At 54.7% G+C, this 24656-nt stretch carries 22 protein-coding genes; 9 read left to right on the top strand and 13 right to left on the bottom strand.

The window, feature by feature from the left end:
- Nucleotides 1-285 precede the first annotated feature (285 nt).
- Nucleotides 286-1335, top strand: coding sequence for a porin (locus LWH94_RS05660; protein ID WP_232901506.1), 1050 nt, complete (start codon nt 286-288; stop codon nt 1333-1335).
- A 95-nt stretch (nt 1336-1430) separates the two neighbouring features.
- Nucleotides 1431-2291 (top strand): CYTH domain-containing protein, encoded by an 861-nt coding sequence (locus LWH94_RS05665; protein ID WP_232901507.1) that lies wholly within the window; start codon nt 1431-1433, stop codon nt 2289-2291.
- A gap of 5 nt (nt 2292-2296) precedes the next feature.
- Here LWH94_RS05665 and LWH94_RS05670 read toward each other — a convergent pair whose 3' ends face one another.
- Nucleotides 2297-3481: a potassium channel family protein gene (locus LWH94_RS05670; RefSeq protein ID WP_058341490.1), complete on the bottom strand. Its 1185-nt coding sequence runs from the start codon at nt 3479-3481 to the stop codon at nt 2297-2299.
- An 80-nt stretch (nt 3482-3561) separates the two neighbouring features.
- Here LWH94_RS05670 and glnE point away from each other — a divergent pair, with 80 nt between their 5' ends.
- The 3 genes from glnE (at nt 3562) to LWH94_RS05685 (ending at nt 8210) form a co-directional block, all read left to right on the top strand.
- Nucleotides 3562-6387 (top strand): bifunctional [glutamate--ammonia ligase]-adenylyl-L-tyrosine phosphorylase/[glutamate--ammonia-ligase] adenylyltransferase, encoded by a 2826-nt coding sequence (glnE, locus tag LWH94_RS05675; protein ID WP_232901508.1) that lies wholly within the window; start codon nt 3562-3564, stop codon nt 6385-6387.
- Nucleotides 6388-6467: 80 nt separating this feature from the next.
- Complete coding sequence (locus tag LWH94_RS05680; RefSeq protein ID WP_094625506.1) at nt 6468-7391, top strand: branched-chain amino acid transaminase; 924 nt, start codon at nt 6468-6470, stop codon at nt 7389-7391.
- Between the two features lie 102 nt (nt 7392-7493).
- Complete coding sequence (locus LWH94_RS05685; protein WP_232901509.1) at nt 7494-8210, top strand: 3-deoxy-D-manno-octulosonic acid kinase; 717 nt, start codon at nt 7494-7496, stop codon at nt 8208-8210.
- Here LWH94_RS05685 and LWH94_RS05690 read toward each other — a convergent pair.
- The 9 genes from LWH94_RS05690 to LWH94_RS05730 are packed head-to-tail and all read right to left on the bottom strand — an operon-like array spanning nt 8200 to nt 17181.
- Entirely contained in the window at nt 8200-9306 is a 1107-nt protein-coding gene (locus LWH94_RS05690) for a glycosyltransferase family 4 protein (protein ID WP_232901510.1), read from the bottom strand. The two genes, LWH94_RS05685 and LWH94_RS05690, sit on opposite strands and share 11 nt — an antisense overlap.
- A complete protein-coding gene (locus tag LWH94_RS05695) occupies nt 9303-10550 on the bottom strand; it encodes an O-antigen ligase family protein (protein ID WP_094625504.1) in 1248 nt (415 codons plus the stop codon). The genes LWH94_RS05690 and LWH94_RS05695 overlap by 4 nt, the downstream gene beginning before the upstream one ends.
- Complete coding sequence (locus tag LWH94_RS05700; protein ID WP_232901511.1) at nt 10547-11554, bottom strand: WavE lipopolysaccharide synthesis family protein; 1008 nt, start codon at nt 11552-11554, stop codon at nt 10547-10549. The genes LWH94_RS05695 and LWH94_RS05700 overlap by 4 nt, the downstream gene beginning before the upstream one ends.
- A gap of 20 nt (nt 11555-11574) precedes the next feature.
- The gene (locus LWH94_RS05705) at nt 11575-12651 is read right to left on the bottom strand and encodes a hypothetical protein (RefSeq protein WP_232901512.1); all 1077 of its coding nucleotides are present in this window, start codon (nt 12649-12651) and stop codon (nt 11575-11577) included.
- Nucleotides 12652-13515 (bottom strand): aminoglycoside phosphotransferase family protein, encoded by an 864-nt coding sequence (locus LWH94_RS05710; protein ID WP_094625501.1) that lies wholly within the window; start codon nt 13513-13515, stop codon nt 12652-12654.
- Nucleotides 13516-13555: 40 nt separating this feature from the next.
- Nucleotides 13556-14110 (bottom strand): D-glycero-beta-D-manno-heptose 1,7-bisphosphate 7-phosphatase, encoded by a 555-nt coding sequence (gene gmhB, locus LWH94_RS05715; RefSeq protein ID WP_094625500.1) that lies wholly within the window; start codon nt 14108-14110, stop codon nt 13556-13558.
- Nucleotides 14107-15150, bottom strand: a complete 1044-nt coding sequence (locus LWH94_RS05720; protein ID WP_022989917.1) for a glycosyltransferase family 9 protein — start codon at nt 15148-15150, stop codon at nt 14107-14109. Before LWH94_RS05720 ends, gmhB begins: the two co-directional genes overlap by 4 nt.
- Nucleotide 15151: 1 nt before the next feature.
- Nucleotides 15152-16600: a bifunctional D-glycero-beta-D-manno-heptose-7-phosphate kinase/D-glycero-beta-D-manno-heptose 1-phosphate adenylyltransferase HldE gene (gene hldE, locus LWH94_RS05725; protein ID WP_413771526.1), complete on the bottom strand. Its 1449-nt coding sequence runs from the start codon at nt 16598-16600 to the stop codon at nt 15152-15154.
- On the bottom strand, nt 16597-17181 hold the full coding sequence (locus LWH94_RS05730; RefSeq protein WP_022989915.1) for a D-sedoheptulose-7-phosphate isomerase: 585 nt from the start codon (nt 17179-17181) through the stop codon (nt 16597-16599). The genes hldE and LWH94_RS05730 overlap by 4 nt, the downstream gene beginning before the upstream one ends.
- Nucleotides 17182-17445: 264 nt before the next feature.
- On the opposite strand from LWH94_RS05730, the gene rfaD reads away from it, so the two are divergent.
- Genes rfaD through LWH94_RS05745 form a run of 3 tightly spaced genes read left to right on the top strand, consistent with a single transcriptional unit; the run spans nt 17446 to nt 20137 of the window.
- Nucleotides 17446-18387, top strand: coding sequence for an ADP-glyceromanno-heptose 6-epimerase (rfaD, locus tag LWH94_RS05735; RefSeq protein ID WP_232901513.1), 942 nt, complete (start codon nt 17446-17448; stop codon nt 18385-18387).
- Entirely contained in the window at nt 18384-19391 is a 1008-nt protein-coding gene (gene waaF / locus LWH94_RS05740) for a lipopolysaccharide heptosyltransferase II (RefSeq protein ID WP_022989913.1), read from the top strand. Before rfaD ends, waaF begins: the two co-directional genes overlap by 4 nt.
- Complete coding sequence (locus LWH94_RS05745) at nt 19388-20137, top strand: glycosyltransferase family 2 protein (RefSeq protein ID WP_022989912.1); 750 nt, start codon at nt 19388-19390, stop codon at nt 20135-20137. The genes waaF and LWH94_RS05745 overlap by 4 nt, the downstream gene beginning before the upstream one ends.
- Here the strand turns inward: LWH94_RS05745 and LWH94_RS05750 are convergent.
- Nucleotides 20121-21215, bottom strand: coding sequence for a glycosyltransferase family 4 protein (locus LWH94_RS05750; RefSeq protein ID WP_036219916.1), 1095 nt, complete (start codon nt 21213-21215; stop codon nt 20121-20123). The two genes, LWH94_RS05745 and LWH94_RS05750, sit on opposite strands and share 17 nt — an antisense overlap.
- 70 nt (nt 21216-21285) lie before the next feature.
- Between LWH94_RS05750 and LWH94_RS19400 the strand changes: the two genes are divergently transcribed.
- Complete coding sequence (locus LWH94_RS19400) at nt 21286-22320, top strand: glycosyltransferase family 4 protein (RefSeq protein ID WP_036219914.1); 1035 nt, start codon at nt 21286-21288, stop codon at nt 22318-22320.
- A gap of 7 nt (nt 22321-22327) precedes the next feature.
- Here LWH94_RS19400 and LWH94_RS05760 read toward each other — a convergent pair whose 3' ends face one another.
- Nucleotides 22328-23236: a lysophospholipid acyltransferase family protein gene (locus LWH94_RS05760; protein ID WP_022989908.1), complete on the bottom strand. Its 909-nt coding sequence runs from the start codon at nt 23234-23236 to the stop codon at nt 22328-22330.
- On the bottom strand, nt 23233-24651 hold the full coding sequence (locus LWH94_RS05765; RefSeq protein ID WP_232901514.1) for a mannose-1-phosphate guanylyltransferase/mannose-6-phosphate isomerase: 1419 nt from the start codon (nt 24649-24651) through the stop codon (nt 23233-23235). The genes LWH94_RS05760 and LWH94_RS05765 overlap by 4 nt, the downstream gene beginning before the upstream one ends.
- Nucleotides 24652-24656: the final 5 nt, after the last annotated feature.

The following is a 24656-nucleotide window of genomic DNA, read 5'->3' on the forward strand; positions in this document are numbered from 1 at the left end:
CTGACCAAAAAAGGCTAAAAATTAGCCCGTGAAAATTTGCAAAAATGCAAACATTGTATTAAAACAGGTTCATCACGCTGAACTTTAGCAAAGTTCTGTAAGTGGTTGAGAACTAAGGTTCGGGGCTTTCCCGGCCAGATAAAAAGAAGAAATGTCGGCCCCCTGTTGGAAATAAATGGGGGTTGATCGGGGTTCCGGTAAAGCCGGCATTTGCTGGATTTGCCAGTAAAAATCGGGGCTTACACCCGTCGAAAACCTGAGTTAACTCAAAAAGGAAGACGCAACATGAAAAAAACTATTCTTGCTTCTGCTATTGCAGCCGCAACCTTCTCTGGCGCTGCTCTGGCCCAGGAAAGCAACCTGCCGACCGTTTACGGTAATATTCAATATGCTCTGACATACAACGATGTCGAGAACGAAGCTGGACAAAAGTTCAACGGCCTTGAGCATTTTGACAATGGCACCACACTTGGTGTTGCGCATGAGCATGAAATTGCTCCTGGCATCAAAGGCTTCTTGAAGCTCGAGCTGGAAGGCATCAACGCCGACGATAAGAGCGAGAGCAGCGGTATCGACGGTCTTGACGAAGCCTACATCGGGGTTCAGGGCGACAACTTCGGTAAAGTCTGGGTTGGTTCTGACGACTCTCTGTACGAGCGCAATATTGTCATCATTGGCAACTTCCACGAAGTTGGCTCTGATATCTTTGGAAACTATGACACCGGCGAAGGCGATCTGATTCAGTATGAATCTCCGTCGTTTGGTGGCCTGACTCTGGGTGCTGCAGTTCAAGTTAATGGCGATAGTGAGTCCGCAACTCGTGACGTTGTTGTGGTTGATGCTAACTCCCCGTCTGGCTATGCAATTGATCAGCAGTCAGATAACAGCGAGAAGTCGTTCCCGTATCAGTTGGCAGCCACTTATGAAGTTGATGCTCTGAAGCTCGCTTTCGCGATGGACTCGAATGATGGATCTGCTGGAGACAACGAGAATAGCTATGGCCTGTCTGCCACTTACGGTATGGATGATCTGACTCTGATTGGTGAGTATCAGACTCGCAAAGACAATTCCGACATCTTTGGTGTAATGGGTGTATATACTCTGGGTGCAAACCAGTTTGCCCTGGCTTACCAGATGGAAGATGATGACGTGACTGGTGATAAGAACGATACCATCACCATTCAGGCTCTGCATAACCTGTCCAGCAACATGTACGTGTATGTTGAAGGCTATATTTCCAGCGCTGATGCCGATAAAGATTACGAAGTTGGTTCATTTGCCGCCGAAGGTGATGAGCGCTCCACTCTGGCACTTGGTGCCGTTTACTACTTCTGATCAGCTAACCAGCTAATCAAGTAGTCTCAAAAGCCGGTGACTCAGGTCACCGGCTTTTGTATTTTAAGGCCACTCATTTTTTACCGGAGAACCCCATGGCCACAGAGCTCGAAATCAAACTCACCTTGTCTGAGTCTGCCCAAGCCAAAGCCCTTGAGTGGTTGCTGGCCAGGCCGGAAGCGAGTGAAGGCCCGCGCAAGCCCCTGATCAATCGCTACTTCGACACCCCGGACGCCGCCCTTAACCGTGCTAAGGCCGCCTTGCGGGTGCGGCAGGCAGGTGACCGGTTTATCCAGACCCTGAAAACCAAGGGCGAGTTTGTGGATGGCGCCCATCGCCGTGAGGAGTGGGAGTGGGAACTGTCTGGTCCGAATCTGGATTTATCGCTGCTGGAGCAAACGCCCCTGCAAGGGTTGGTCGATCTGTCAGCACTTGCGCTGGCGTTCGAAACCAACTTCCAGCGGCAGGTGGTGATGCTGAAATCCGGCAGCAGTGTTATCGAAGTGGCAGTCGATTCTGGGGAAATTCTAGGTGGCGGTCGTTCGCTGCCGCTGCACGAGGTGGAATTCGAGCTAAAAGCCGGCGAACCGGGCGAGTTGATGCGTTGGGCGAAGGCGCTTGCCTGCGAAGTTCCGGTGTTCCTCAACCTGGTCAGCAAGGCTGAGCAGGGGTATTTTCTTGCGGGTATTTACCGTCCCGGGATTCTCGTTTCCAGTGAGCCCTTATCGGTAACGAAGCTGCTGCATACGCTGAGCGTAAGCTGGCTGACCGGTGAGTCAGTCAAGCTGCCTCCAAGCGCTTTAGGTGCGATCACTAAAGCGGCCAGCGCAGCCGGATTTGATAAGGAGTGGCAAGAGCTCAATCATTCGCTCCAATCCGGCACCACAACCGATGACTTGATTCAAAAATTCCCGGAATTGGGCCGGTTGCAGTTAGCACTAGCCCTTGTCGGCTAGGCGGTTCAGGAACCGCTTTCTTTTTCAGCGGCAGCCTCTGCCGCGGCCTTTTGCTCATTTTGTTCGTGCATGGATCGCCACTGGGCCAAAAAGTCCCGGTAGCGATCCAACGCTTCTTCCACCACGGAAACTTCCGGTGTTTCCGTTGAGCGCACCAGTACGATCAGTCCTTTCCCTTCCACTTCCTTGTTGGTTTCCGGATGGCAGATCACTTCATTTTCGTGGTCGATATAAGCCAGTGCCGTGCCAATGCCGTGGCGAACCAGGGCGCTGACGATATCAGCCCAGGTCAGGTCGTCCAGTTCCAGATCATAGCGGTGGGGGTGGTCACGCTCGTAGTTGAACATGTCTTCCAGCACTTTCTCTGAACCTGGCGCCACCACGGCGCGCACCATGATTTCCGGATAGGTTCGAACCGGCCGGATGATGGTTCTCACCCCCAGGGCCTTGAAGCGATCCCGGTTGGCATCACTCACGCATTCCACGGTGGTTTTGCCGCCAAGGTTGGACTCTGCCAGCCGGTGTGCGATATCGAAGGTCAGGCTGTCGGAGAAAGGATCGGACTCGTCGGCCGCGAGCACAATCACGTGCCTGGCGCTGCCAGCGTGGACGGATTTCAGCGCTTCCGGATCATTGCCTGCACCGTGGAAGTGCACCATGCCACAATCCCGAAGCTCTGCCGGCAGGCCGCCGGGAAACTGCCGGGTCAGCAACATGATCGGGACTGTGTGGTATTCCGGTATCGACCGGATCTGGGTGGCGAAGCGCATGAAGTATTGTTCGCCACCGGTGCGTGGGGTGTTGATGATTACGATGTGGTCTTTCATGTTGTAAATCCAGCGTCCGGAGAGGATTCGTTCACGGCGGTAGAACCGGTATTCAATATAATCGCTGACAATCAGCGTGAGCAGGGTGATGGCAGTTACAAACATCAGCACCACGGTACTGATGCGACCGATGGCGGTTACCGGCGCGTAGTCACCATAGCCTACGGTGACCAGTGTGGTCATTGTGAGCCACACGGCTTCGAAAAAGCTCAAAGGCTCTACAGCCCAGAGGATCAGGATCTGCGCGGAAACCAGGGCTCCCAGTGTCAGGAATAGCCGGCTGATACGTTGGCGGATCAGCCCTCCCATTGGGAGGTGTGGCTGCGAGTGTTCCGGGTTCAGCGGGCGACGATTGCGCATCATGGAGTGGGGCTGCCTGTTCAGTCCGTGGCAAGTTCGTTATACAGTACCGGAAATATATCAGAGAGACAGGGGTTTGCGTTATGTCTGAGCCTATGGGTTCGTTACCAGCGGAGCTGTCACAGGCGGATGTTGCCGAGGCCTGCGCCCGCAGTGTGTTTCTGGCCCAGACGCTGGAACGTTATCCGGAGCAGGTTCAGGCTGCCGCTAAGGCCCGCCCGCTGACCGAGCCGACTACAGAAGCGTGGCTGAAACAGCGCTGGGGCGATTTTCTGGCAACCGTTGATTCCGAGCCATCGCTGCACGCCGCCCTTCGCCAGTACCGCCGGGAAGTCCAGTTCCGCATTATCTGGCGTGACCTGATGAACTGGGCAGACCTGAACGAAACCATGCTGGCCACCAGCGCCTTTGCCGATGTGGCCATTGATGGCGCTCTCAGCTGGCTTTATGAAAAGGTCTGTGAGGAGTTCGGTACCCCCATGGGTTGCGACCCGGTGACCGGTGCCCATGTGCCCCAGAAAATGGTGGTGCTGGGTATGGGTAAGCTGGGCGGTCGGGAGCTCAACGTTTCCTCGGATATCGACCTGATCTTTGCCTTTCCCTCCAAGGGGGAAACCGAAGGTGGCCGCCGGGCCCTGGATAACCAGCAGTTCTTTATCCGTCTTGGTCAGCGATTGATCCAGGCCCTGGACCAGATTACGGCGGATGGTTTTGTGTTCCGGGTGGACATGCGCCTGCGGCCCTACGGCCAGAGCGGTGCCCTGGCACTGAGTTTCGCAGCACTGGAAACCTACTACCAGGACCAGGGTCGGGACTGGGAGCGCTATGCCATGGTCAAGGCCCGGGTAGTGGCCGGCGACCAGCGGGCAGGGCAGGTGTTGATGGCAAGCCTGAAGCCTTTTGTTTATCGGAAATACATTGATTTCAGCGCCTTCGAATCCCTGCGCACCATGAAAGACATGATCAGCCGGGAAGTTCGCCGCAAGGGGTTGGAGAACAATATAAAACTGGGCAGCGGCGGTATCCGCGAGATCGAGTTTGTGGTGCAGGCGTTTCAGCTGATCCGTGGCGGTCGTGACCGGGAGCTGCAACAGCGGGAGCTGCTGAACATCCTCAAGGAACTGGAAGAGCTGGAGCTGCTGCCGTCTTCTGTGGTGAAGGAGTTGCGCGAGGCCTATGTATTCCTGCGCAACCTGGAACATGCACTGCAGGGGATAGAAGACAAGCAGACCCAGGTTCTGCCGGACGACGAACTGTCGCAGGCCCGGGTTGCCCGCATTATGGAGTTTGATGACTGGGCCGCCTTCCAGCATGCGCTGGATGAGCATCGCAATCGCGTTGCCCGGCACTTCGCCAACATCATCGCGACTGAAGACGAGGAAGGCGATTCCGAAAACGGCATGGATGACGGCTGTTACGAACTCTGGCTGGCGGAAATGGAAGAGCCCGCTGCGGTGGAATGGCTGGCGGAGAAAGGTTTCGAAAATCCGGAAGATAGTTACAAGCGCCTGGTGAGCCTGCGGGACAGCCGAACCGTGCAGACCCTGCAAACCCAAGGCCGCAAACGGCTGAACCAGTTCATGCCGTTATTGCTGAACGCGTTGATGGATGTTGAGAATGCGTCGGAAACCCTCGACCGGGTATTGCAGCTGGTAGAGGCCATTTTGCGCCGCACCGCCTACATGGTGCTGCTGGTGGAAAACCCCGGCGCACTCACCCAGCTGGTGCGCCTGTGTAGCGACAGCCCCTGGATTGCCCGCCTGCTGGCGGAAACGCCGCTGCTGCTGGACGAACTGCTGAATGCCGAAAGCCTGTACAGCCCGCCTGCCAAGGAAGAGCTGCAGGACGACTTGCGCCAGCAGATGCTACGCATTCCCTATGAAGACCTGGAAGAGCAGATGGAGGCCCTGCGTTACTTCAAGAAGGCCCATGTGCTGCGAGTGGCAGCTTCTGAGCTAAAGGGAACTTTGCCCCTGATGAAGGTGAGTGATTACCTGACCTGGATTGCCGAAGTGGTGCTGGACCATGTGGTGGATGTGGCCTTCTCCAACCTGGTCAGCCGCCATGGTTATCCGCGGCGGGCAGATGGTTCGGCGTGTGACACGGACTTCGCAATTATCGGTTACGGCAAATTGGGTGGCATTGAGCTCGGTTATACGTCAGATCTGGACCTGGTGTTTGTGCACCAGGCCGACCCGCAACTGGCCACCGATGGTGACAAGCCCATCGACAACGCGGTGTTCTACACCCGCCTCGGCCAGCGAATTGTGCACATTCTCAGCACCCAGACGCCCTCCGGCCAGCTTTATGAAGTGGATATGCGCCTGCGGCCGTCCGGTAACTCCGGCCTGCTGGTCAGCACCTTACATGCGTTCGAGAAATACCAACAGAACGATGCCTGGACCTGGGAGCATCAGGCCCTGGCCCGGGCCCGTGGCGTTGCCGGCTGCCCGGATACCCTTCAAGCCTTCGAGGGTATCCGTCACCAGATTCTGTGCACGCCAAGGGAGAAAGCTGCCCTGCGCCAGCAGGTGGTGGAGATGCGGGAGAAAATGCGCAGTAGCCTCGGCACGCCGGAAATCCGGCGGGACGAAGTGTTTCACATCAAACACGATGCCGGCGGTATTGTGGATATCGAATTCATGATGCAGTACCTGATGCTCGCCTGGAGTGCCGAGCACCCGGAGCTGACCCAGTGGAGCGACAATATTCGCCAGATGGAAGAGCTGGGCCGTGCCGGTGTATTGCCGGTGGAGGACACAGAGAAGTTGCGGGAGGTATACATTACCTTGCGTTCGACCATTCACCGCCGGGCGCTGCAAAACCTGAATAGCCAGGTGGAGGGCAGCGCATTTCAGGAAGAGCGTGACTACATCCAAAGTATGTGGAAAAAAGTCATGCTTGAGTAGCAAGCTAAATTTATTTCTGTCCGGCTTTCCTGCTAGAATGCTGGATCCCCGAAAACTGCTTATTCAGGAGCACTGTAGAAATGTCGATGGCTGATCGCGATGGCCTTATCTGGCTGGATGGTGAAATGGTTCCCTGGCGGGAAGCCAAAACCCATGTACTCACTCACACCCTGCATTACGGCCTTGGCTGCTTTGAAGGCGTGCGTGCGTACAACACCGCGAACGGCCCGGCAATTTTCCGGCTGAAAGAACACACCGACCGGTTGTTCAACTCCGCCCACATCCTGAACATGAAAATGCCGTTCAGCAAAGACGTGATCAACGAAGCCCAGCGTGCTGCGGTTCGTGAGAACAACCTGGACGAAGCCTACCTGCGCCCCATGGTATTCCTGGGCTCCGAAGGCATGGGCCTGCGCGCCGACAACCTGCAGGTGCACGTAATGGTTGCCGCCTGGAGCTGGCCGTCTTACATGTCGCCAGAAGCTAAGGAGCTGGGCATCAAGGTGCGCACCTCCTCTTACACCCGCCACCACGTGAACATCACCATGTGCAAGGCGAAGGCCAACGGCAACTACATCAACTCCATGCTGGCCCTGAACGAAGCCATTTCCGGCGGCGCTGAAGAAGCCCTGCTGCTGGACAACGAAGGTTACGTTGCAGAAGGCTCCGGTGAGAACATCTTCATCGTGCGCAACGGTGAGCTGCACACCCCGGAACTGACCTCCTGCCTGGCCGGCATCACCCGCGCCACCATCATCGATTTCGCCAAGGACCTTGGCCTGGTGGTGAAAGAACGCCGCATCACCCGCGACGAAGTGTACATCGCTGAAGAAGCCTTCTTCACCGGCACCGCCGCTGAAGTTCTGCCGATCCGTGAACTGGACGGCCGCCAGATTGGTGAGGGCAAGCGTGGGCCGATTACCGAGAAGCTGCAGGGTATGTACTTTGATGCGGTGAAGGGGAAGCTTGCTGCGCATCAGGAGTGGCTGACGGCAGTTCGCTAACCCGGAAATCGTGTTCGATCAGTGTAGAAGCCGCCCCAAGTTTCCCGTGGGGCGGCTTTTTTATTAGAGTTGTTGGTGAATGGCCTTGTGAGAGGTTCGGTGGTGGGCTCAGATACGGAAGTACACATAAGTCGCGATGGCATCAACGCACTGGTGGTGCCTGAGTGGGCAGAGCAGTTCGACCCTGATTGGTTTGACCCTGATTATTGGGGTGAGCGCGCGGTACCGGTTTCTTCGGGGGGGCGTGGGAGCGCCTGGTTTATTGAGCGCAGCCCGGAACATTGGGTGCTTCGCCATTACCGTCGGGGAGGATTGGTCGGAAAGCTGATACGTGATCGGTACCTATACGCAGGCGAGGTGCGCGTGCGCGCGTTCGTTGAATTCCGACTGTTAGTCCAGCTCCGTGTTTTGGGGCTTCCTGTTCCTAAGCCCGTGGCTGTTGTGTACCAGCGCAAGGGGGTACTTTACTCCTCGGCCATTATCATCGAACGCTTGCAAGGTGTTCGCCCATTAGGGGATGTTGCTCTGTCCCTGGACGCAACCCGTTGGCGCGAAATTGGGCAAGTGATTCGTCAATTCCATGATGCGGGTGTGTATCACGCGGATTTGAACTGTTTCAACATCCTGGTCGGAGAGACTTCAACCCACCTGATAGACTTTGATAAAGGTGAGCTGCGCTCCCGAACCCCTTATCGGACTTCCTGGAAAGGTAATACGTTAGATCGGTTGAAGCGTTCCCTGAATAAGGCTTATGGCGAAGAGCTGGAGCGTGAATGGCAGTTTTTCCTTGAGGGGTACAACGCCTCCACTAACGTTTGATGAGAGAGCTCAATAGATCCGCCATAGCCTGTTTTTGGTTTACCATTGAATACTGTTGGGCAAGACTTGCCGCCGCCTGACTAGCTCGCTTTCCTGCGTCAGGGTCTGTCAGCATGTTCTGCGCGGCTTTACCCCACTCCTCCAGGTTGTAGCCACTGATTACCTCTGGCACTGAGTGATCCTGCATCAACTCAGCGACGCCGACGTTGTCACTTGCGATTGTAGGCACTCCACAGGCCAGCCCCTCCAGAACTACACGGCCATATTCTTCCAGTAAGGCGGGGAATATGTGCAAATCCAAGGCATGAAACAGTTCGTGGACGTTTGGTACCGGGTCGATAAATCGAATCCGGGACTGCAGGCCGTTTACTGATATCTGGTCGGCAAAACGAGTACTGTTGGATTTCCCCACGACAAGGAATTCAATCGGAAAGGATGTGTTTGCTGCAAGAAATCCGGCGACCTCCAGAAAGAAACGAACGTTTCGTTTGGTAAAGTCTCCGGAGGTGATCAGTCCAAGAACCTTGGATGTTTCAGGGAGCTGCAGTTCTCGGCGAGCTTTACACCGGAGTGCTTCTTTGTCAGACACGTTGAACAGACTGGTGTCAACGCCCTGATAGAAAACTCGTAGTTTGTCGTTGGGCACTGAATATCGCTGCTGGAAATCATCGGCCATAAGCTTGGAGTTGGTGATGAGCGCCCGATAATCTCCTGCCGAGATGACGGAGTCATGGAATGCTGCAACATCAAGTTCAGGTGTGCCGCATGTTTCTTCATGCAATCTGACACAGTTGTGCATCACCAGGATGTCATTGCTGTGGCTGTCACCATGACTGAAAAAGAGGTCGTAGGGGTTTGCTCTCAGCCAGTGTTGTACACGCTTATCAAACCAGGTTCGGCGATAGGCCCCTTTGATTGGCCATCGCATGATGCGAACAAAATCCGCTCCACACTCATCCAGGATTTCTCGGTTATACCGTTCAGCTATGATCGTAGTTTCATAGCCCAGGGCCTTGAGGTACTTGCAGTGCTCGATAACGTTCCGAACCGCACCCGTGTGTCTTTGGATTTGCCTGATAGCGATGACGGCTCTCAATGTAGACTCTTCCTGTTAGTGTTACAGATGAACCAGGCTGCGACAGAATAATACAATCCAAAGTTCTGAAGAATTCTCCTCTGATCAAACAGAGTGATGGTAAGTCCAAACAAGATGAACGATAGAAAAATCACAGCCAGCGTAACACGCAGAATATGGTGGTTCAGATGGCTGCCAGGGCGAGGTGTGGCCAAGTAGAACAAGGGAAGGGTCAGCATCAAAAGTAGAAGAAACAGACCTATCAGGCCGTGAGAGGCAAGCTGATACAGGTATTGATTGTGTGGCTCGGAAGAGAAATCTGACATGAGTGGTTTTAGTTGCCCTTCGGAAATCCGGGTCAGGATTTCCGTTCGGTATCCCGAGAAACCTGAGCCAATAAAAGGGGCCTCGGTGACAACGTTCAGCGCGGCATCCCACATGAGTAGGCGCATTCCCATGGAGGTATACATCTGACCTTCTGAGAACTTATCAATCTCATTCAGGGTTAACTCGTATCGTTCGGATATTGGGTCAACAAATTTGACTGAGACGATGGCAACCGAAGCGACGAGAGCGAGTGTAATGACAAAGTAACGGATTTGGTTTCGGGTAACACTGAACCAGAATCCAATGGCGAGAAGTGCCAGAAACAAAGCAACCAGGCCGCCCCGGGATCCGGACTCCATAAAGGCTATCAGTGCGCCAACACTTCCCATCGCGGCTATCACATACCAGTGACGCTTGCTCTGGGTGAGTAATCCTCCAACGCAGAGTATCAAGGTAATAAGGGCGATATTGCCAAAATGGATGGCATGAACCAGTCCGTCTAACCTGCCCTCGCCGTCGTGCACAATCCAATACGCCAGAAACACCAGACCGCTCAGCGAAAAACTCAGTAACAGATCCTTTGCCCGGAACCGCGCGTGAAACAGGAGTGCGATGACAGGAATGCTGATCAAGAGCAGGGCGTGTCGCTCCACACGGGATTTTGCGAAATCGCTGGGATCAACGAGCCAGTAAATAATGATTGACCACATAAAGAAGAGAAAAGGTGCGGCAACGAATAGCAGGGCCTTTGGTTCAAAGCAAAGTCTCCTGCGAACGTTGGCGCTGATCGCAAATGAGACGATTCCGGCGAGCCCCAAAAGATACCAAAGGGCACTGCCGTACCCATCAACGATGACGCTGAGTGCAGGGAAGGTGCCAATGACGATAAGCAGTAAATATTTGAGGGCGGATGCCAGGCCATGTTGTGCTGGGGTCATTTGATGCCGCCTGACTCACTGCTGCGTCTGTTTTTGTAGAGCTTGACGATGGTCTCCAGCTTGACAGGATGCACATGGACCAAGCGTTTCAGAAACAGGTTTGCCTTCACTGAAGCCGGTGCTTTAGGGAAATCCGGGTCGCAGTAACGGCGATAAATCTCTTGCCACTCCCAGTGTTGCCACTGGGCGCATTGCCCTTTGGTACGAGAGATTCGGGCGGTTCCGAGAAACTTCTGGCAAAGCCCCAAGCCGAGGTCGGCAGGGGAGGCTATTACCAGGTTGTTGGCGAAACAAAGATCAGACTGCTCCAGCCGGCTGGCTGATCGATCCAGTAACTCGTTGACATGTATTGAAGTGTCAAATTTCTGTAGGGCCTTTATCCAGAACATCTGAGTGCAATCGGGCGGATAACTTTTGTACAGGGCACCTTCATTATCGTGAATAGGGTCTTGGGCATCCTCAAAAAGATCGAGATCCCAAAGGGTTCGCAGATCTTCGGTTAAGCCAAAATAGAAAAAGTCAGAGAGATGGAAGGGTACCCGGAATCCTTTAGCGTACTGTCTGGTGAATACGTTTGAGACGACAACTCTCTCTTTCAGAAAGCAATGCGTTGAGGTTCTTTTGGGGTATTCACGTTGCAGAGCTACGAAGTTGTTTCCCGTCAGATAGTTGTCACTACGTAATTTGACCGCGTATTTCGTGGTGACCTCTCTCAAGCCCTCACGTGTTGATACTATCTGCCTGTTATTGTTGAAGCGATGTGGCGCGCCGTCCCTTCCAAAAAACCTGACATTAGACCCGGGATCTTCGGATATGACGAGCCGATCGTAATCGAGCCCAGCGAGTTCCTGGCCGGGCCATGTTGAGAGAATCAGCGTGCTACCAGGAAGGTGCTGCCGAACTGACTCCAGGCATTTCTGGGTAATGCCTGATTCTTGTTCGCGGTCCTGAAAGCTCTGCACGGGGCCTTGGACAACCACGCTAATGTCAGAAAAGTCGCTCATTCTCATGCTCGTACCAGGTTTCATATGCCAATATCAAAGCCAATAGACTCTTCAAGCATTTCTTTGAGGTCGTCGCTGTTGCGTTTGATATTTATTGCGTCACAGCTTTTGAACGGGTTTGTTCTTGCGTAATCATTGATTACGATTCTCCGGCCATGCACCAAGCCAAAAATAATATCATCGTAAGGAATATTTAGACGCTTAAGTTGCTTGATGGTTGCTTCTCGAAAGCTTTCCTTCCGCGATGTAGTGATAATTATCTGAACCTTTCCAGATTTGTGTAGTTTGTTCAGGACCTGAATATTCTTTGTTATGCCATTTGTTTCGCCCCAGTACGGTGAGTTGTACTGGGCCGAGTTCTCTACCAGGGTTCCATCAAGGTCTACGAAAAGCGTAGAGTATTGAGCCTTATATTGATTCCATTCGCGAATCGTTCCCCAGTCACAATAATCTTCACTATGCAGGGCGTTGAACGTATGGCCGTCCAGGAGCATCTGATAGATAATGTTAGATATGTAAAGGTCGGGAGAGTCGCTGCTCAGTTTTTCATAAGTGTCCATAAAGGTTTGGGCTGACTCAAAAACGTAGCCTCCCACACAGAATGTTGAGCTAACGATCTTTTTCTCAACAATATTTTGGACAAAGCCATACTCATCAATGTCTATATAGCTTTTGTTTCGTGCGTTAACGGTTTCTAGCTCGTGGAGATCCAGACAACAGACGTGGTTTCCCTCCCTAATGGGAGCAGAGAACTGGTTGTCAGAGTCTTTAATGAATATTGGACCGGTGATGCCCGCAGTCTTGAGTCCTTGATAAACCGTCTCGGGCTGGTTTCGTGTGCGTTCTTCCAGCATGATAAAACGAAGTTTGTCTCTGTGGCCAATTTCATCAAACTGAGTTTCAATCGCGATTCTTACGGAATGTTTGTCTTCATGCTCCTGTAAGCAGATCAAGTTGATACTTTCAAATTTATCCAGGTCCAGCTTCTTGATCGCTTCAACAATCATCATGTGGCCCCTGGGGTGAGTAAGGAGCCATTTTGGTTTCATGTCTGGGAACCGTGATGAGCTTCCAGCAACTGGCAGAATAAGGTGCATTTAGTCCTCCAGAGTCTTCAGGGATGTTTGAATGAAATTTAAAGTGGTTGTGTCGTTGGCGTACGGCAAAATTCTTAGAACGTTGACAGATTGGAGTATGTTGTACTCTTTCCCGGAGATTCCGAGAGCTGAAAGCTTACTTTTTGTAAATATATCCAATTGCCGGAGGCCTTGGCAGACTCGAAGATGAGAGAATGGCTTTTTGGACTTGGTGAGAGACCAGTGAAGGTGTGTATCCTGTCGAAGCTTGACTAGGTCCATGATTGGGGAGTCGATGTAGCTGTCCAGGAAATCGAATAGGCCGATGCAATTACCATTGGCAGAAAAAACGATGTTGGACAGGGTAAAATCGCCGTGACACCAACCATTCGGAATATTAATTTCTTTTTTTGTTAATCGGTCACGCAATTTATTCCCGAAGAGCTGGTCGATCTCTTGTTTGTGAGGCTCCCCTGAAACGTTGCGAGAGATTTCATCCAGCTTTAACAAAGCCGACGTATTAACTGTTTGGTATTCGGTTCGCAGGTTGTGATCGATGAAGCCTTCGATTGCTTTGATACTTTGCATTAACGCAGGCACGGAACAAACGCCAAGGAAGTCGATGAAGTTCAGGTAGGGTAGAAATTCCATTCGTGCGGAATAGAGGCCGGGATTATCCGCTTCATCATAGAGTTCTGGGACTATTATGGCAGGGTTCGTGAGTGCGTGTCGGAAGTTGTCTTGTTTGCGAATTTGTGCCTGGAGACGCGGAATATACGACGGGAGTGCGCATTCTTTTTCAACCATGATTCGCTGGTCATGAGTAAGCAGCCTTACGGTGCATCCCGAATTGCCAGAAATCTCAATTGAAGGCTGATGTGGCATTCCCGTTCCTTACCTTTCTATTTGGTCTTGTGTAATCACACTAGACCGATGATCTATCGTGGATAATCTGGCCAATATGCGTTAGCAGAGATAGTGATGCCTCGTTGTTCGGCAACGTCACAAGGAGGCTGCCAGTCAACACCCTTACCTTTGTGCCGATACCGGCTCGTTCCGCTGCTGCAACGTCACTTGGTTTATCCCCGACCATAATGCACTCCGCCGGGTCCAAATCAAACTCCTCAATCCCCCTCAATATCATCCCCGGCTTAGGCTTCCTGCAATCACAGTCTCGTTCATCAGCAGGCCCAAAGTCCGGATGGTGGGGGCAATGATAAACCTTGGTGATGGTCACACCCTGTTCCTTGAATCGTTCTACCATCCAGTCTGTTAGCTCCTGGAATTGAGCTTCTGAGTACATGCCTCGGGCAATGCCGGACTGGTTGGTGACGACAATCAGCAGATAACCCTGTTCCTGGAAGTGCCGGCAGGCCTCGAATATACCATCGACAAACTCGAAATCTTCTTTGCGATAAACATAGCCGTGATCCACGTTGATCACGCCATCCCGGTCCAGAAATACGGCTTTGTTGGTCATAGGTTCTGTTCCTGAATATAGCGGTCCAACATGTCGATAACGTGTTCCGTCGTGATGTTCTCCATCAGTTCTTTGCCCTTGAGCCTCTGGCCCCAGCGGCTTTGTTCCGGCGTTTCCCCTCGCATCTGTTTCAGGGCGGGGGTGTAGGCGTCTACCACGTAGTTTTGCCAAAGGTAGGGACCGGTACGTTTCGGGTTGCTGTGAGCATACAGGCCAATAACGGGCGTGCCGGCGGCAACGGCCATGTGGGCCGGGCCGGTGTCTGGTGCGAGCACAAGGCTGGCCTCGCCAATCAGGGCGAACAATTGCTTCAGGCTCGACTGGCCAACCAGGTTATGCAGGGAGTGTTTGGCCTGGCCCTGAATGTTGGCCGCCAATTGCTTTTCATGATCGGCCGGCCCGCCACACAGATACACGGAAAAACCCTGACTGGCGGCATGGTCAGCCACGGCCGCGTATCGCTCGGGCAGCCAGTTGCGCTCGGCGTTGGAGGCGGCGGGGGTGATAATAAGGTGTTTGCGGGTGCCCGGGTCGAGCTGGGCTTTGGCCCAGTCCCGCTCTTCCGCATTAACCGGAATGTTCCAGTCGGGTGCTTCGAGGGGGATGCCCAGCGTTTTCTGGAACTGCCGGAAATTGTCCAGCACGTGGACCTTGTCCGTTGGCTCGATCCGCTCGTTGATAAACAGGCTGTGCAGCTCTTTGCTCTTGGCTTTGTCGTAGCCGATTCGTCGTTTGGCGGATATGCACAAACTGGCGAGGTTCGCTCGCAGCGCAACTTGCATTAGCAGAAGGGCGTCAAATCGTTTGCCCTGGAGCTGGCGCCGAAGGTTGCGGAATGCGGCCAGGCCCTGTTTCTTGTCAAACACAACAAAGTTGACGCCGTCCATGCCTGTCATCAGCGCGGCTTCAGCCTTGCCGATCACCCAGGTGATCTCAGCTTCCGGGTAATGCTGCCGGATAGCATGAACCACTGCAGCGGCGTTGCAGGTGTCACCAATGGCCGACAGGCGCAGCAGGCAGATGGAGCGTGGCGCAGACAAATCAGCCTCGAACTTTCTTGATCAGCCCGGTGGTGGAACGGCCTTCAACTGTGGGCAGGATGGCAACCTCACCGCCGTTTTGCTGAACAAAGTCGGCGCCGACGATGGTGTCGATTGAGTAATCGCCGCCTTTGGCGAGCACCTGCGGATTCACCCGTTTGATGAGTTGCTCCGGGGTGTCGTTCTCCTCAGTGTTGTCGCCGAAGGGGATGACCCAGTCCACACAGGCCAAGGCGGATAGCACTTCCATCCGGTCTTCCAGTGAGTTTACCGGGCGTTCTTCGCCCTTCAGGCGACGCACGGAGGCATCGGAGTTCAGCCCGACAACTAGTCGGTCACCGAGCGCCCGGGCCTGGGCCAGGTAGCGCACATGGCCGGCGTGCAGAATGTCGAAGCAACCGTTGGTAAAGACAATCCGTTCGCCCTGTTGTCGGGCGTAATCAATGTGCAGCAGGCTCTGCTCGACACTGGGGTGGTAGCCGCTGGTTTTGGCCGACCACTGGTGGCTTGCGCGGGCTGCCAGCTCTTCCGGGGAAACGGTGGCGGCGCCTAGTTTGGCGACCACAATGCCAGCCGCAAGGTTGGACAGCCAGGCCGCGTCTTTCAATTCGAACCCGGCGCTCAGCAAGGTGCCCAGAGTGGCGATCACGGTGTCACCGGCACCGGTGACGTCACTCACTTCCAGGACTTCCGCCGGGAAATGGTGATGTTCAGTCTGGGTTATCAGGCTCATGCCTTGTTCGCTACGGGTCAGCAGCATGGTATCGATACCCGCTTCGGCCAGCATGGCGCGGGCAGAACTCAGCATCGCTTCATCGGATGAGGCTTCCCCACCGGCCGCCTTGAATTCGGTCAGGTTCGGGGTGATGACTGTGGCGCCCCGGTACAGGGAGAAATCCTTGCTTTTCGGGTCCACCAGCACTTGCTTGCCGGCCTTTCGTGCAGTCTGGATCAAGTCGCCAACACAGGCGAGGGTGCCTTTGGCGTAGTCGCTGATGATGACGGTATTGTATTGCTCAACCAGCTCGCCGTAACGTTTTTTGACGCTCTCGGCTTGGGCGACGGGGAAGGTATCTTCCATGTCGAGCCGAACCATCTGTTGATGGCGGGAGATAATACGGGTTTTGGATATGGTGCGTGCGTCGTCCAGTTCCAGAAGCTCGGAATGGACCTTTTCCTTGACCAGAAGATCCTTCAGCAAACGACCGTCTGTGTCGTTGCCGATGATGCCCAGAATGGCGGCCTGGCCGTCAAGGTGGGCAATGTTTCTGGCAACGTTGGCGGCACCGCCGGCCCGGTCTTCTGTGTGGGCGACACGTACCACCGGCACCGGTGCTTCCGGTGAAATGCGGTTGGTGTCACCGATGAAATAGCGATCGAGCATGACATCGCCAATCACCAGCACAGAGGCGTTCTGAAGTTGGTTCAGCCGGGCCAGGTCAAGCATCAGTCAAGGCCTCCGGACAGCACCACCTCATCCATTGCTTCACACAGCCAGTGGCCAATGAACATGTGGGCCTCCTGGATGCGGGCGGTTTCGTCACTGTTGATGATGATGGACAATTTGGCGATGTCTTTTACCTTGCCGCCGTCTCTGCCAGTGAGGGCAACGGTTCCGGCGCCAAGTTCGTTGGCGGCTTTCAGGGCCCGGTTGATGTTCTCGCTCTGGCCGGAGGTGGTCAGGCCGATCACCAGATCCTCAGGCTTGCCCAGCCCCAGCACTTGCCGCTCGAACACGGTTTCAAACTCGTAGTCATTGGGGTGCGCGGTCAGAATCGAGGTGTCTGTAGTCAGCGCGATGGACGCTAACGGGCCGCGCTCTTTCTTGTAGCGAACCATAAACTCGGCCGCCAAGTGCTGAGAGTCTGCTGCACTGCCGCCGTTACCCATAAAGATGACCTTGCCGCCGCTTTTCAGGCACTGCCGGGTAAGCTCGAGCAGTTGTTCCGCCACTTCTTGATACTCTTCCAGAATGGCAAAGGTTTTGCGGTGCCGTTCCAGAGTGGCGAGGTAGCTGCTTGGCTGGGACATGGGAGCCTCCGGTGTTAGCTTTCATCTGGGCGCGCCGGTGTTTCACGGCACCGGCTAGAAGGCGCAAAGTGTACCATGGTGGCTTAAGGCGTCCCATATGCTTTTTTCCGTACTAAACGGCTGTTAATGCAGTGTTCACAGTGTTCTTCGCCACTGATGTGAATGGTTTTGGCGGTTTTAGCTATGGGTAAAAGAGGTTAAGATGGCAGCCATATTCCGGGCCGTTGTCAGGCCCGCCCGCACGGAATTTTCAGGAGCCTTACCATGATTGTCGTCACTGGCGGTGCCGGTTTCATCGGAGCGAACATTGTCCACGCACTTAATCAGCGGGGCGAGACAGACATTCTCGTTGTTGACGATCTGACCGACGGCACCTATTTCCGTAATCTGGCGGAACTGGATATCACCGATTACATGGACAAAGGCGAGTTCCTGGAGCGGGTTAAGGCGAATGACCTGCCGGTGGGCATCCGGGCGATCTTCCACGAAGGGGCGTGTTCAGACACCACCGAGTGGGACGGCAAGTTCATGATGGAGAACAACTACACCTACTCCAAGGTGTTGCTGCATTGGTGCCTGGACCACAAAGTGCCTTTTCTCTACGCCTCCAGTGCGGCGGTCTACGGCGCCAGCGATGAGTTCCGGGAAGCGCGCGAGTGCGAACGGCCACTGAACGTCTATGGCTATTCCAAGTGGCAGTTTGACCAGTACGTGCGCACGATTCTGCCGTCTGCCCGTAGCCAGATTGTCGGCTTCCGTTACTTCAACGTCTACGGCCCCAGAGAGCAGCACAAGGGCAAGATGGCGTCCGTGGCCTATCACCTGCACGAACAGATCAAAGCTGGCCAGAATCCCAAGCTGTTCCAAGGTTGGGATGGCTATTCTGACGGTGGGCAACAGCGTGACTTTGTATATGTAGACGACGTGTGCAAGGTGAACCTGTGGTTCTATGATAATCCGGACCAGTCCGGCATTTTCAACCTGGGCACCGGCCGTGCCCAGTCGTTCCTGGAGGTGGCGGAGGCGGTCATCCAATACCACGGTAAGGGCAAGGTGGAGTTCATCCCTTTCCCGGATGAGCTGAAAGGCCGCTATCAGAGCTTCACCCAGGCGAATGTCAGTGCGTTGCGTGATGCGGGCTATACCGATTCGTTCACTGACGTTGCCAATGGTGTAGCGGCCTACCTGGCTTGGCTGGATCGATGAAATATCTGGTGGTTGGCCCGTCTTGGGTGGGTGACATGGTTATGGCTCAGGCGCTGTTCATGTCCCTCAAGCATCAGGACCCGCAAGCAGAAATCGACGTGTTGGCCCCCGGGTGGTCGCTTCCGATCATCGCTCGGATGCCAGAGGTAAACAAAGGTATTGCGGCACCCTGGAAAAGTGGTGAGCTGGCCCTGAAGGCCCAGTGGCGATTGGCCCGAACGCTGAAAGGGTACGATAAAGCGATTGTCCTGCCGCGTTCGTTCAAGTCCGCTTTGATTCCTTTCTTTGCAGGCATTCCCGAGCGGGTTGGCTTCAGCGGGGAAGGGCGTTCGATTCTGCTGACCGATGCCCGGCGCAGACACCCAACCCGAGACGGCTCTACCATCACCGACAAAACCGTGTGGCGTTACATGGGGCTTGGGGCCAGCAAGGCGGATTACGAGAACTATCAGTTTGATGTGCCACAACCGTCACTGACGATCGACAAGGCGAACCTGAAAGACGTGATGGGCAAACTGGGCCTGGACCCGGAATGTCCCGTCATTGCGATCTGCCCCGGTGCGGAGTTCGGCCCGGCAAAGCAGTGGCCCCTTGAAAACCACCGGGCGCTCGCTGAAAAACTGGTGCAGCAGGGCTTTCAGGTCTGGATTATGGGTGGTCCGAAAGATGTTGAGTCGGGTGACGAGATTGCCAATGGTCAGGAAAGCGTGTTCAACCTTTGCGGTAAAACCCGCCTGGAAGATACCGTGGACCTGTTCAGTCATTGCCGCAAAGTGGTCAGTCACGATTCCGGTTTGATGCATGTGGCTGCGGCCTCGGGTGCTGAAGTGGTTGCCATCTACGGTTCCACCAGCCCCGATTTCACTCCGCCGCTGACGGATAAGGCGACGATTGTCCGGCATCCGGTGGAGTGCAGCCCCTGCTTTGAGCGCACCTGCCGTTTCGGCCATTACAACTGTCTGACGGGCATTTCGGTGCAGCGGGTTCTGGAGGCGTGCCAGTGAAACTCAGCGCGGTACTGATCACCAAAAATGCCGGGCCTGAATTCGCCAAGTGCCTGGAGAGCCTGGCGTTCGCCGATGAGGTTGTGATTCTGGATTCCGGTTCGACGGACGATACGCTGGCCATCGCGGAGCAGTTTGGCGCGCGCATTTTCCGGTCTGACGACTGGCCAGGCTTTGGTCCGCAGCGCCAGAGAGCTCAGGGCCACGTGCAGGGTGAGTGGTTGTTCTGGATCGATACCGACGAAGTGGTCACCCCGGAACTGGCCTCATCCATTCAGCGCGCCATCGAACAGGCTCCGGCGAAGAAGGTGTTTCAGGTAAAGCGGTTGTCGTGGTTTTTTGGCCGTTTCATCCGGCACTCTGGCTGGTATCCCGATAAAGTAGTCCGGTTGTACCGCCGTGAAGAATACGGGTATGACGACGCTCTGGTGCATGAAAAGGTTCACTGCCCCGATGCCAGCGCAGAAACGCTTGACGGGGATTTGCTGCACTATACCGCCACTAATTTCCCGGACTACATGGCGAAATCCGTTCGATATGCGGAGGATTGGGCTGAGGGCCGGGCCCGTCGTGGCAAGAAAGCCTCACTGTTCTCTGCCTGTAGCCACAGCCTTGGAGCGTTTGTCCGGAAGTATCTGCTTCAAAGAGGGTTTTTGGACGGCCGGCATGGGTTTTTGCTGGCCGTCACCACCGCCATTTATGCCTTCAACAAATACGCAGCGCTCTGGATTAAAACTCGCCGCTGACGGTTTCGTTCAGCACCTTCAAAAGGGCTTCAGACGACTGCTGTACATGAAAGTGCGAGGCGATCCTTTTTTGGGCGCTTTCGCCCATATTGGCGCATAGATCTGGGGATTCATGCAGCCGCTGAATGCCGGCAGCAATTTCTTCAGCGCTACCGGGCGTTACGCGTATGCCGGAAACGCCATCTTCAATGAGCTCCGCACTCCCTCCGGTATCACTGACGATTGGTGCAACACCATAGGCCATAGCTTCAATTACCGTTTTAGGAAGCCCCTCTCGTTTGGTTGACGCCAGCACGGATACCTGACAGGACGCAATGATGGCCGGCGCGTCTTTTCTGAATCCAGTCAGGTGAATCCTGTCGGCCATCGGGCTGGCCTGGATTAGCGCCTGAACCTCTGGATTGTCCATTCCCCGTCCCACGAGAAGTAAGTGGATGTTGCTGTCCCGGGGTAACATGTGTGTGGCTTTCAGCAGAATTGGCAGTCCTTTTCTGGGGCGGATGTTTGCCACCGACCCAATCACAAAGGCGCCATCCGGTACTCCAAATTGTTTGAGGTCTACCGGCGTATCCTGGTACCAGTCGAGATCGTGGCCTTTATAGACCGTGCACACTTTGTTTTTGTTGCCCCAGACGTGCTTTTGAAGGTCATCGCGGGTTGCTTTGGAAACACAGATAATCCGATCCACTCTCGGGCTGAGATGGGTGAGGTAGCCGCTTGGGTCCCAGCGGCTGATATTGCCGGTTTGGCCTCGATAGGTCATAACTTTGACTGGCAGGCCGATGGCCGCAAGGTTGGTGTTGGCGATGGCTTTGTTGTTAAAACAGTAAACGGCGTCGAACTCGCCTTCTTTCAGAAGCTGGCGGATTCTGCGAATGGCTTCAGGTTCAATTTTCTTTCTCGGATGGAAACCGTGTACCTTGATTCCGTTGGTTTCAAAGCGAGAGCGATACTCTGCATCGGGTTGTGTCATCAGCTCAACTTCGACACCGAGCTTTGCGAGCCCGATAAGCATTTCGGCTTCCGGACGAACCGAATTCCAGGTGTCTACATAGGAGCTGATTACGAGTAGCTTCACGGTGTTATGTCCTTTTTAAGGTCGATCTCTTACACTGCCGCCATTAAAACATCGACTGGGCCGAGTTGGTATGCACATTTGCCATGTAAATCTGGCCGGGGGCTTCTCCGGTGGCGAACGACAGACGGTTAACCTGATCCGGGAGCTCGCTGGTCAGAATATTTGTCAAACGCTGATAGCGCGGCCGGGAAGTCGTCTTTTCAGTGAGCTGAAGGGCACCCCTAATCTCGGGGTTCGGGAATGCTCCCACTTTGTTCTCGGGCATAGTGGAGGTGGCTGGGACCTGGTTCATTGTCACGATGGCAAGGCGGTATACTGGGGCTGGATTGAATCCGTCGTTCGCGGAACGCCTTATATTATTACAAGGCGCGTTGACAACCCTATTGGCAGTGGTCGGCTGACTACCAGTGCCTATAGTCGGGCGCAAACAGTGGTGTGCCTGAGCTCCGCTATCCGGCGCATTGTCAGCCAGCGCTTGGAATCTGCCAATACCGTTGTCATCCCATCAAGTTTTTCCGCATTTCCTGCAGAGCCTCGGCGTGTGAGAGCAATACGAAGCCAATATCCTGGCAAACGGCTCGTGGGGCAGGTTGGTCGATTGCTGAAGCACAAGGGATATCAGGTCACGATTAACGCTGCACGAAAGTTGCTGGACTCCGCCCCGGACCTGCATTTTGTGTTTCTGGGTGAGGGCCCTGATGAAGATTGGCTCAAAGAGCTCGCGGAGGCCTTGCCGAACATCAGCTTTCTGGGTCATCGGGACGATGTTGGGGACTGGTTGGCTGCGCTGGACGTTTTTGTGTTCCCGTCGCTCTCAGAGGGGCTGGGTTCCACCATCCTGGAAGCCATGCAACATCGGGTGCCTGTGATCGGCGCGAGCGCCGGAGGCATACCGGATCTGATCAAGGATCGCGAAAATGGGCTTTTAGTACCTGCCGGCGACTCTGAAGCTTTGGCCTCTGCCATTCAGGAATTGCTTGAAGAGCCAGCTCTGGCGGAAGGCTTGGCGACCAAGGCACTTGAGGGCCTGAAAAACTTCAGCCCTGAAGCTATCGGTCGTCGCTACTGTGAGCTCTATCGCAAAGTTCTGGCCGAGCGCAACTGATAGCTGGTTACTGACAAATCTGTCCGGGCTTATAAGGATTCGGATTCCCCGGTGGCCGGTGCCGCATACGTTTGTACTCCCACTGGTACTGCTCAGGGGCCATTCGTACCACCTTTTCCACGGATTGATTCAAGGCGGTGGCGCCGGCCACTGCATCATCGGCACCAATGCCAGGCTCCGCCGGAGTGACCAGAATCTTGAAGCCTTCGCCGTTGGGCAGGCGTTGGGCGTAGGTAACCAGCACGTTGGCTCCGGTTTTCTGAACCAGTTTCCCTACCAGTGTCATGGTCATCACCTCCATGCCGAAAAAGGGCGCGTAGGCGTTGGTTTTGCCACGGGGTGACTGGTCCGGGAGAATGCCGGCTACACCGCCTTCCTTCAAAATGCCCATCAGTCGCATCAGCCCTCTACGGTCGCCGCGCACCAGTTCGGAACCAAGGCGTCCTCTCACCCGAATCATATAATCCTCGAATTCCTTGATGTGCGGAGGGCTATAGAGCGCTGCCATTTTGTAGCGGGAGGAGAAAAACAGGCCGGTCAGCTCCCAGTTGCCCAGGTGCGGCGCGAGCAAGATTAAGCCTTTGCCCGTCGCCAGGGCTTCGTCAACCAGTTCCAGACCCTCGGTTTCCTTGATCAACCCAAGGCACTTCTCTACGGGCCATTCCCACATCAGGGGAATTTCCAAAGCTGTCATGCCTGTGTGAGCCAGAGAAGCCCGGGATAGTTCCTGGCGTTCCTTTTTCGTAAGTTCGGGCAGACAGATTTCCAGATTGATGTCGGTAATCTTCCGTGGCCTGCCGCCTAGTTTCCACGCCAGGAGCCCAGCCCAGTTGCCGATGAATTGAGCGGTTCCCAGCGGTAGAAGACTGACAAAACGTAACAGGCCAGCGATCAGGTAATACTTAAGTTTGCTCATGCTTTGCCGTACCGATCCTTAAATCTCACAATATCGTCTTCACCCAAATAAGATCCGGATTGTACTTCGATCAGTTCCAGATCGATCACACCGGGGTTTTCCAGGCAATGGATCTGGCCGACCGGAATGTAGGTGGATTGGTTTTCCGTGACCAGATAGGAATCGTCGCCGTTGGTGACTTTGGCCGTGCCGCTGACCACAATCCAGTGTTCTGCCCGGTGGTGGTGCATCTGGACAGATAGCTTGGCGCCGGGCTTCACGGTGATGCGTTTCACCTGGTAGCGGTGGCCGTTATCGATAGAATCATATACACCCCAGGGCCGGTAAACTTCCCGGTGGTTCATGTGTTCGTGCCGGCCATCGTTTTTGATGGCTTCCACGATTTTCTTCACATCCTGAACCTGGTCTTTGTGGGCAACCAGTAGGGCGTCTTTGGTTTCGATGATCACCAGGTCTTTCACGCCCACGGTCGCCACCAGGCGGTTGTCTGCCCGCACCAGAGTGCTTTCAGTGCTGTGGGCGATCACGTCGCCGGAGAAACAGTTGCCATTGGCGTCTTTCTCACTCACTTCCCACAGGGCAGACCAGGAGCCGATATCACTCCAGCCTGCATCCAGAGAGACCACGGCGGCGTTGTCGGTTTTTTCCATTACGGCGTAGTCGATGGAGTCTTCCGGGCATTCGGCGAATACACTCTCGTTCACACGGGTGAAGTGCAGGTCTTCACTGGCATCATCCAGCGCAGCCTGGCAGATGGCGAGGATATCCGGGCGGTGTTTTTGCAGTTCCTGAAGGTAGGTGCGGGCGCCGAAAAGGAACATGCCGCTGTTCCAGAGGTAATCACCGGATGCGAGGTATTTTTCCGCAGCTGTCTGGTCGGGCTTCTCTACAAACCGGCTGACGCTGAAACTGTCGTCGGCCAGTATTGGGCCTTGCTGAATGTAGCCGTAAGCGGTTTCCGCATGACCGGGTACTATGCCGAAAGTCACCAGCTTATTCTGTTGAGCCAGGGGCACGGCCTTCTGGATGCAGCTCTGGAACGCAGCGATGTGCTTGATCAGGTGGTCTGCCGCCAGAACCAGCATCAGCGGGTTCTGGTTTTCATCGATGTTTTTAACCAGTTGCAGTGCTGCCAGAGCGATGGCCGGTGCCGTGTTGCGCCCACAGGGCTCCAGGATAATTCGGGCATCTTTGTAGCCCGCCTGGCGCATTTGCTCAGCCGCCAGAAATCGGTGCTCTTCGTTGCAGATCAGGAGTGGGTCGGCCGACTCCATGCCGTCCAGCCGGGCTACGGTCAACTGCAACATGGATAGATGTTGGTCCGTCAGTTTCAGGAACTGCTTGGGGTTCAGTTGCCTAGATAACGGCCAAAGGCGCGAGCCCGTCCCTCCGGCCATAATGACGGGGTAAATCATGTGTT

Source organism: Marinobacter sp. G11, from assembly GCF_021282325.1.
Taxonomy (GTDB): domain Bacteria; phylum Pseudomonadota; class Gammaproteobacteria; order Pseudomonadales; family Oleiphilaceae; genus Marinobacter; species Marinobacter vinifirmus.

Coding starts and splice junctions, on each gene's coding strand:
- LWH94_RS05660 (WP_232901506.1), top strand. CDS start 286: ATGAAAAAAACTATTCTTGCTTCTGCTATTGCAGCCGCAACCTTCTCT.
- LWH94_RS05665 (WP_232901507.1), top strand. CDS start 1,431: ATGGCCACAGAGCTCGAAATCAAACTCACCTTGTCTGAGTCTGCCCAA.
- LWH94_RS05670 (WP_058341490.1), bottom strand. CDS start 3,481: ATGATGCGCAATCGTCGCCCGCTGAACCCGGAACACTCGCAGCCACAC.
- glnE (WP_232901508.1), top strand. CDS start 3,562: ATGTCTGAGCCTATGGGTTCGTTACCAGCGGAGCTGTCACAGGCGGAT.
- LWH94_RS05680 (WP_094625506.1), top strand. CDS start 6,468: ATGTCGATGGCTGATCGCGATGGCCTTATCTGGCTGGATGGTGAAATG.
- LWH94_RS05695 (WP_094625504.1), bottom strand. CDS start 10,550: ATGACCCCAGCACAACATGGCCTGGCATCCGCCCTCAAATATTTACTG.
- LWH94_RS05700 (WP_232901511.1), bottom strand. CDS start 11,554: ATGAGCGACTTTTCTGACATTAGCGTGGTTGTCCAAGGCCCCGTGCAG.
- LWH94_RS05705 (WP_232901512.1), bottom strand. CDS start 12,651: ATGCACCTTATTCTGCCAGTTGCTGGAAGCTCATCACGGTTCCCAGAC.
- LWH94_RS05710 (WP_094625501.1), bottom strand. CDS start 13,515: ATGCCACATCAGCCTTCAATTGAGATTTCTGGCAATTCGGGATGCACC.
- gmhB (WP_094625500.1), bottom strand. CDS start 14,110: ATGACCAACAAAGCCGTATTTCTGGACCGGGATGGCGTGATCAACGTG.
- LWH94_RS05730 (WP_022989915.1), bottom strand. CDS start 17,181: ATGTCCCAGCCAAGCAGCTACCTCGCCACTCTGGAACGGCACCGCAAA.
- rfaD (WP_232901513.1), top strand. CDS start 17,446: ATGATTGTCGTCACTGGCGGTGCCGGTTTCATCGGAGCGAACATTGTC.
- waaF (WP_022989913.1), top strand. CDS start 18,384: ATGAAATATCTGGTGGTTGGCCCGTCTTGGGTGGGTGACATGGTTATG.
- LWH94_RS19400 (WP_036219914.1), top strand. CDS start 21,286: ATGCACATTTGCCATGTAAATCTGGCCGGGGGCTTCTCCGGTGGCGAA.
- LWH94_RS05760 (WP_022989908.1), bottom strand. CDS start 23,236: ATGAGCAAACTTAAGTATTACCTGATCGCTGGCCTGTTACGTTTTGTC.
- LWH94_RS05765 (WP_232901514.1), bottom strand. CDS start 24,651: ATGATTTACCCCGTCATTATGGCCGGAGGGACGGGCTCGCGCCTTTGG.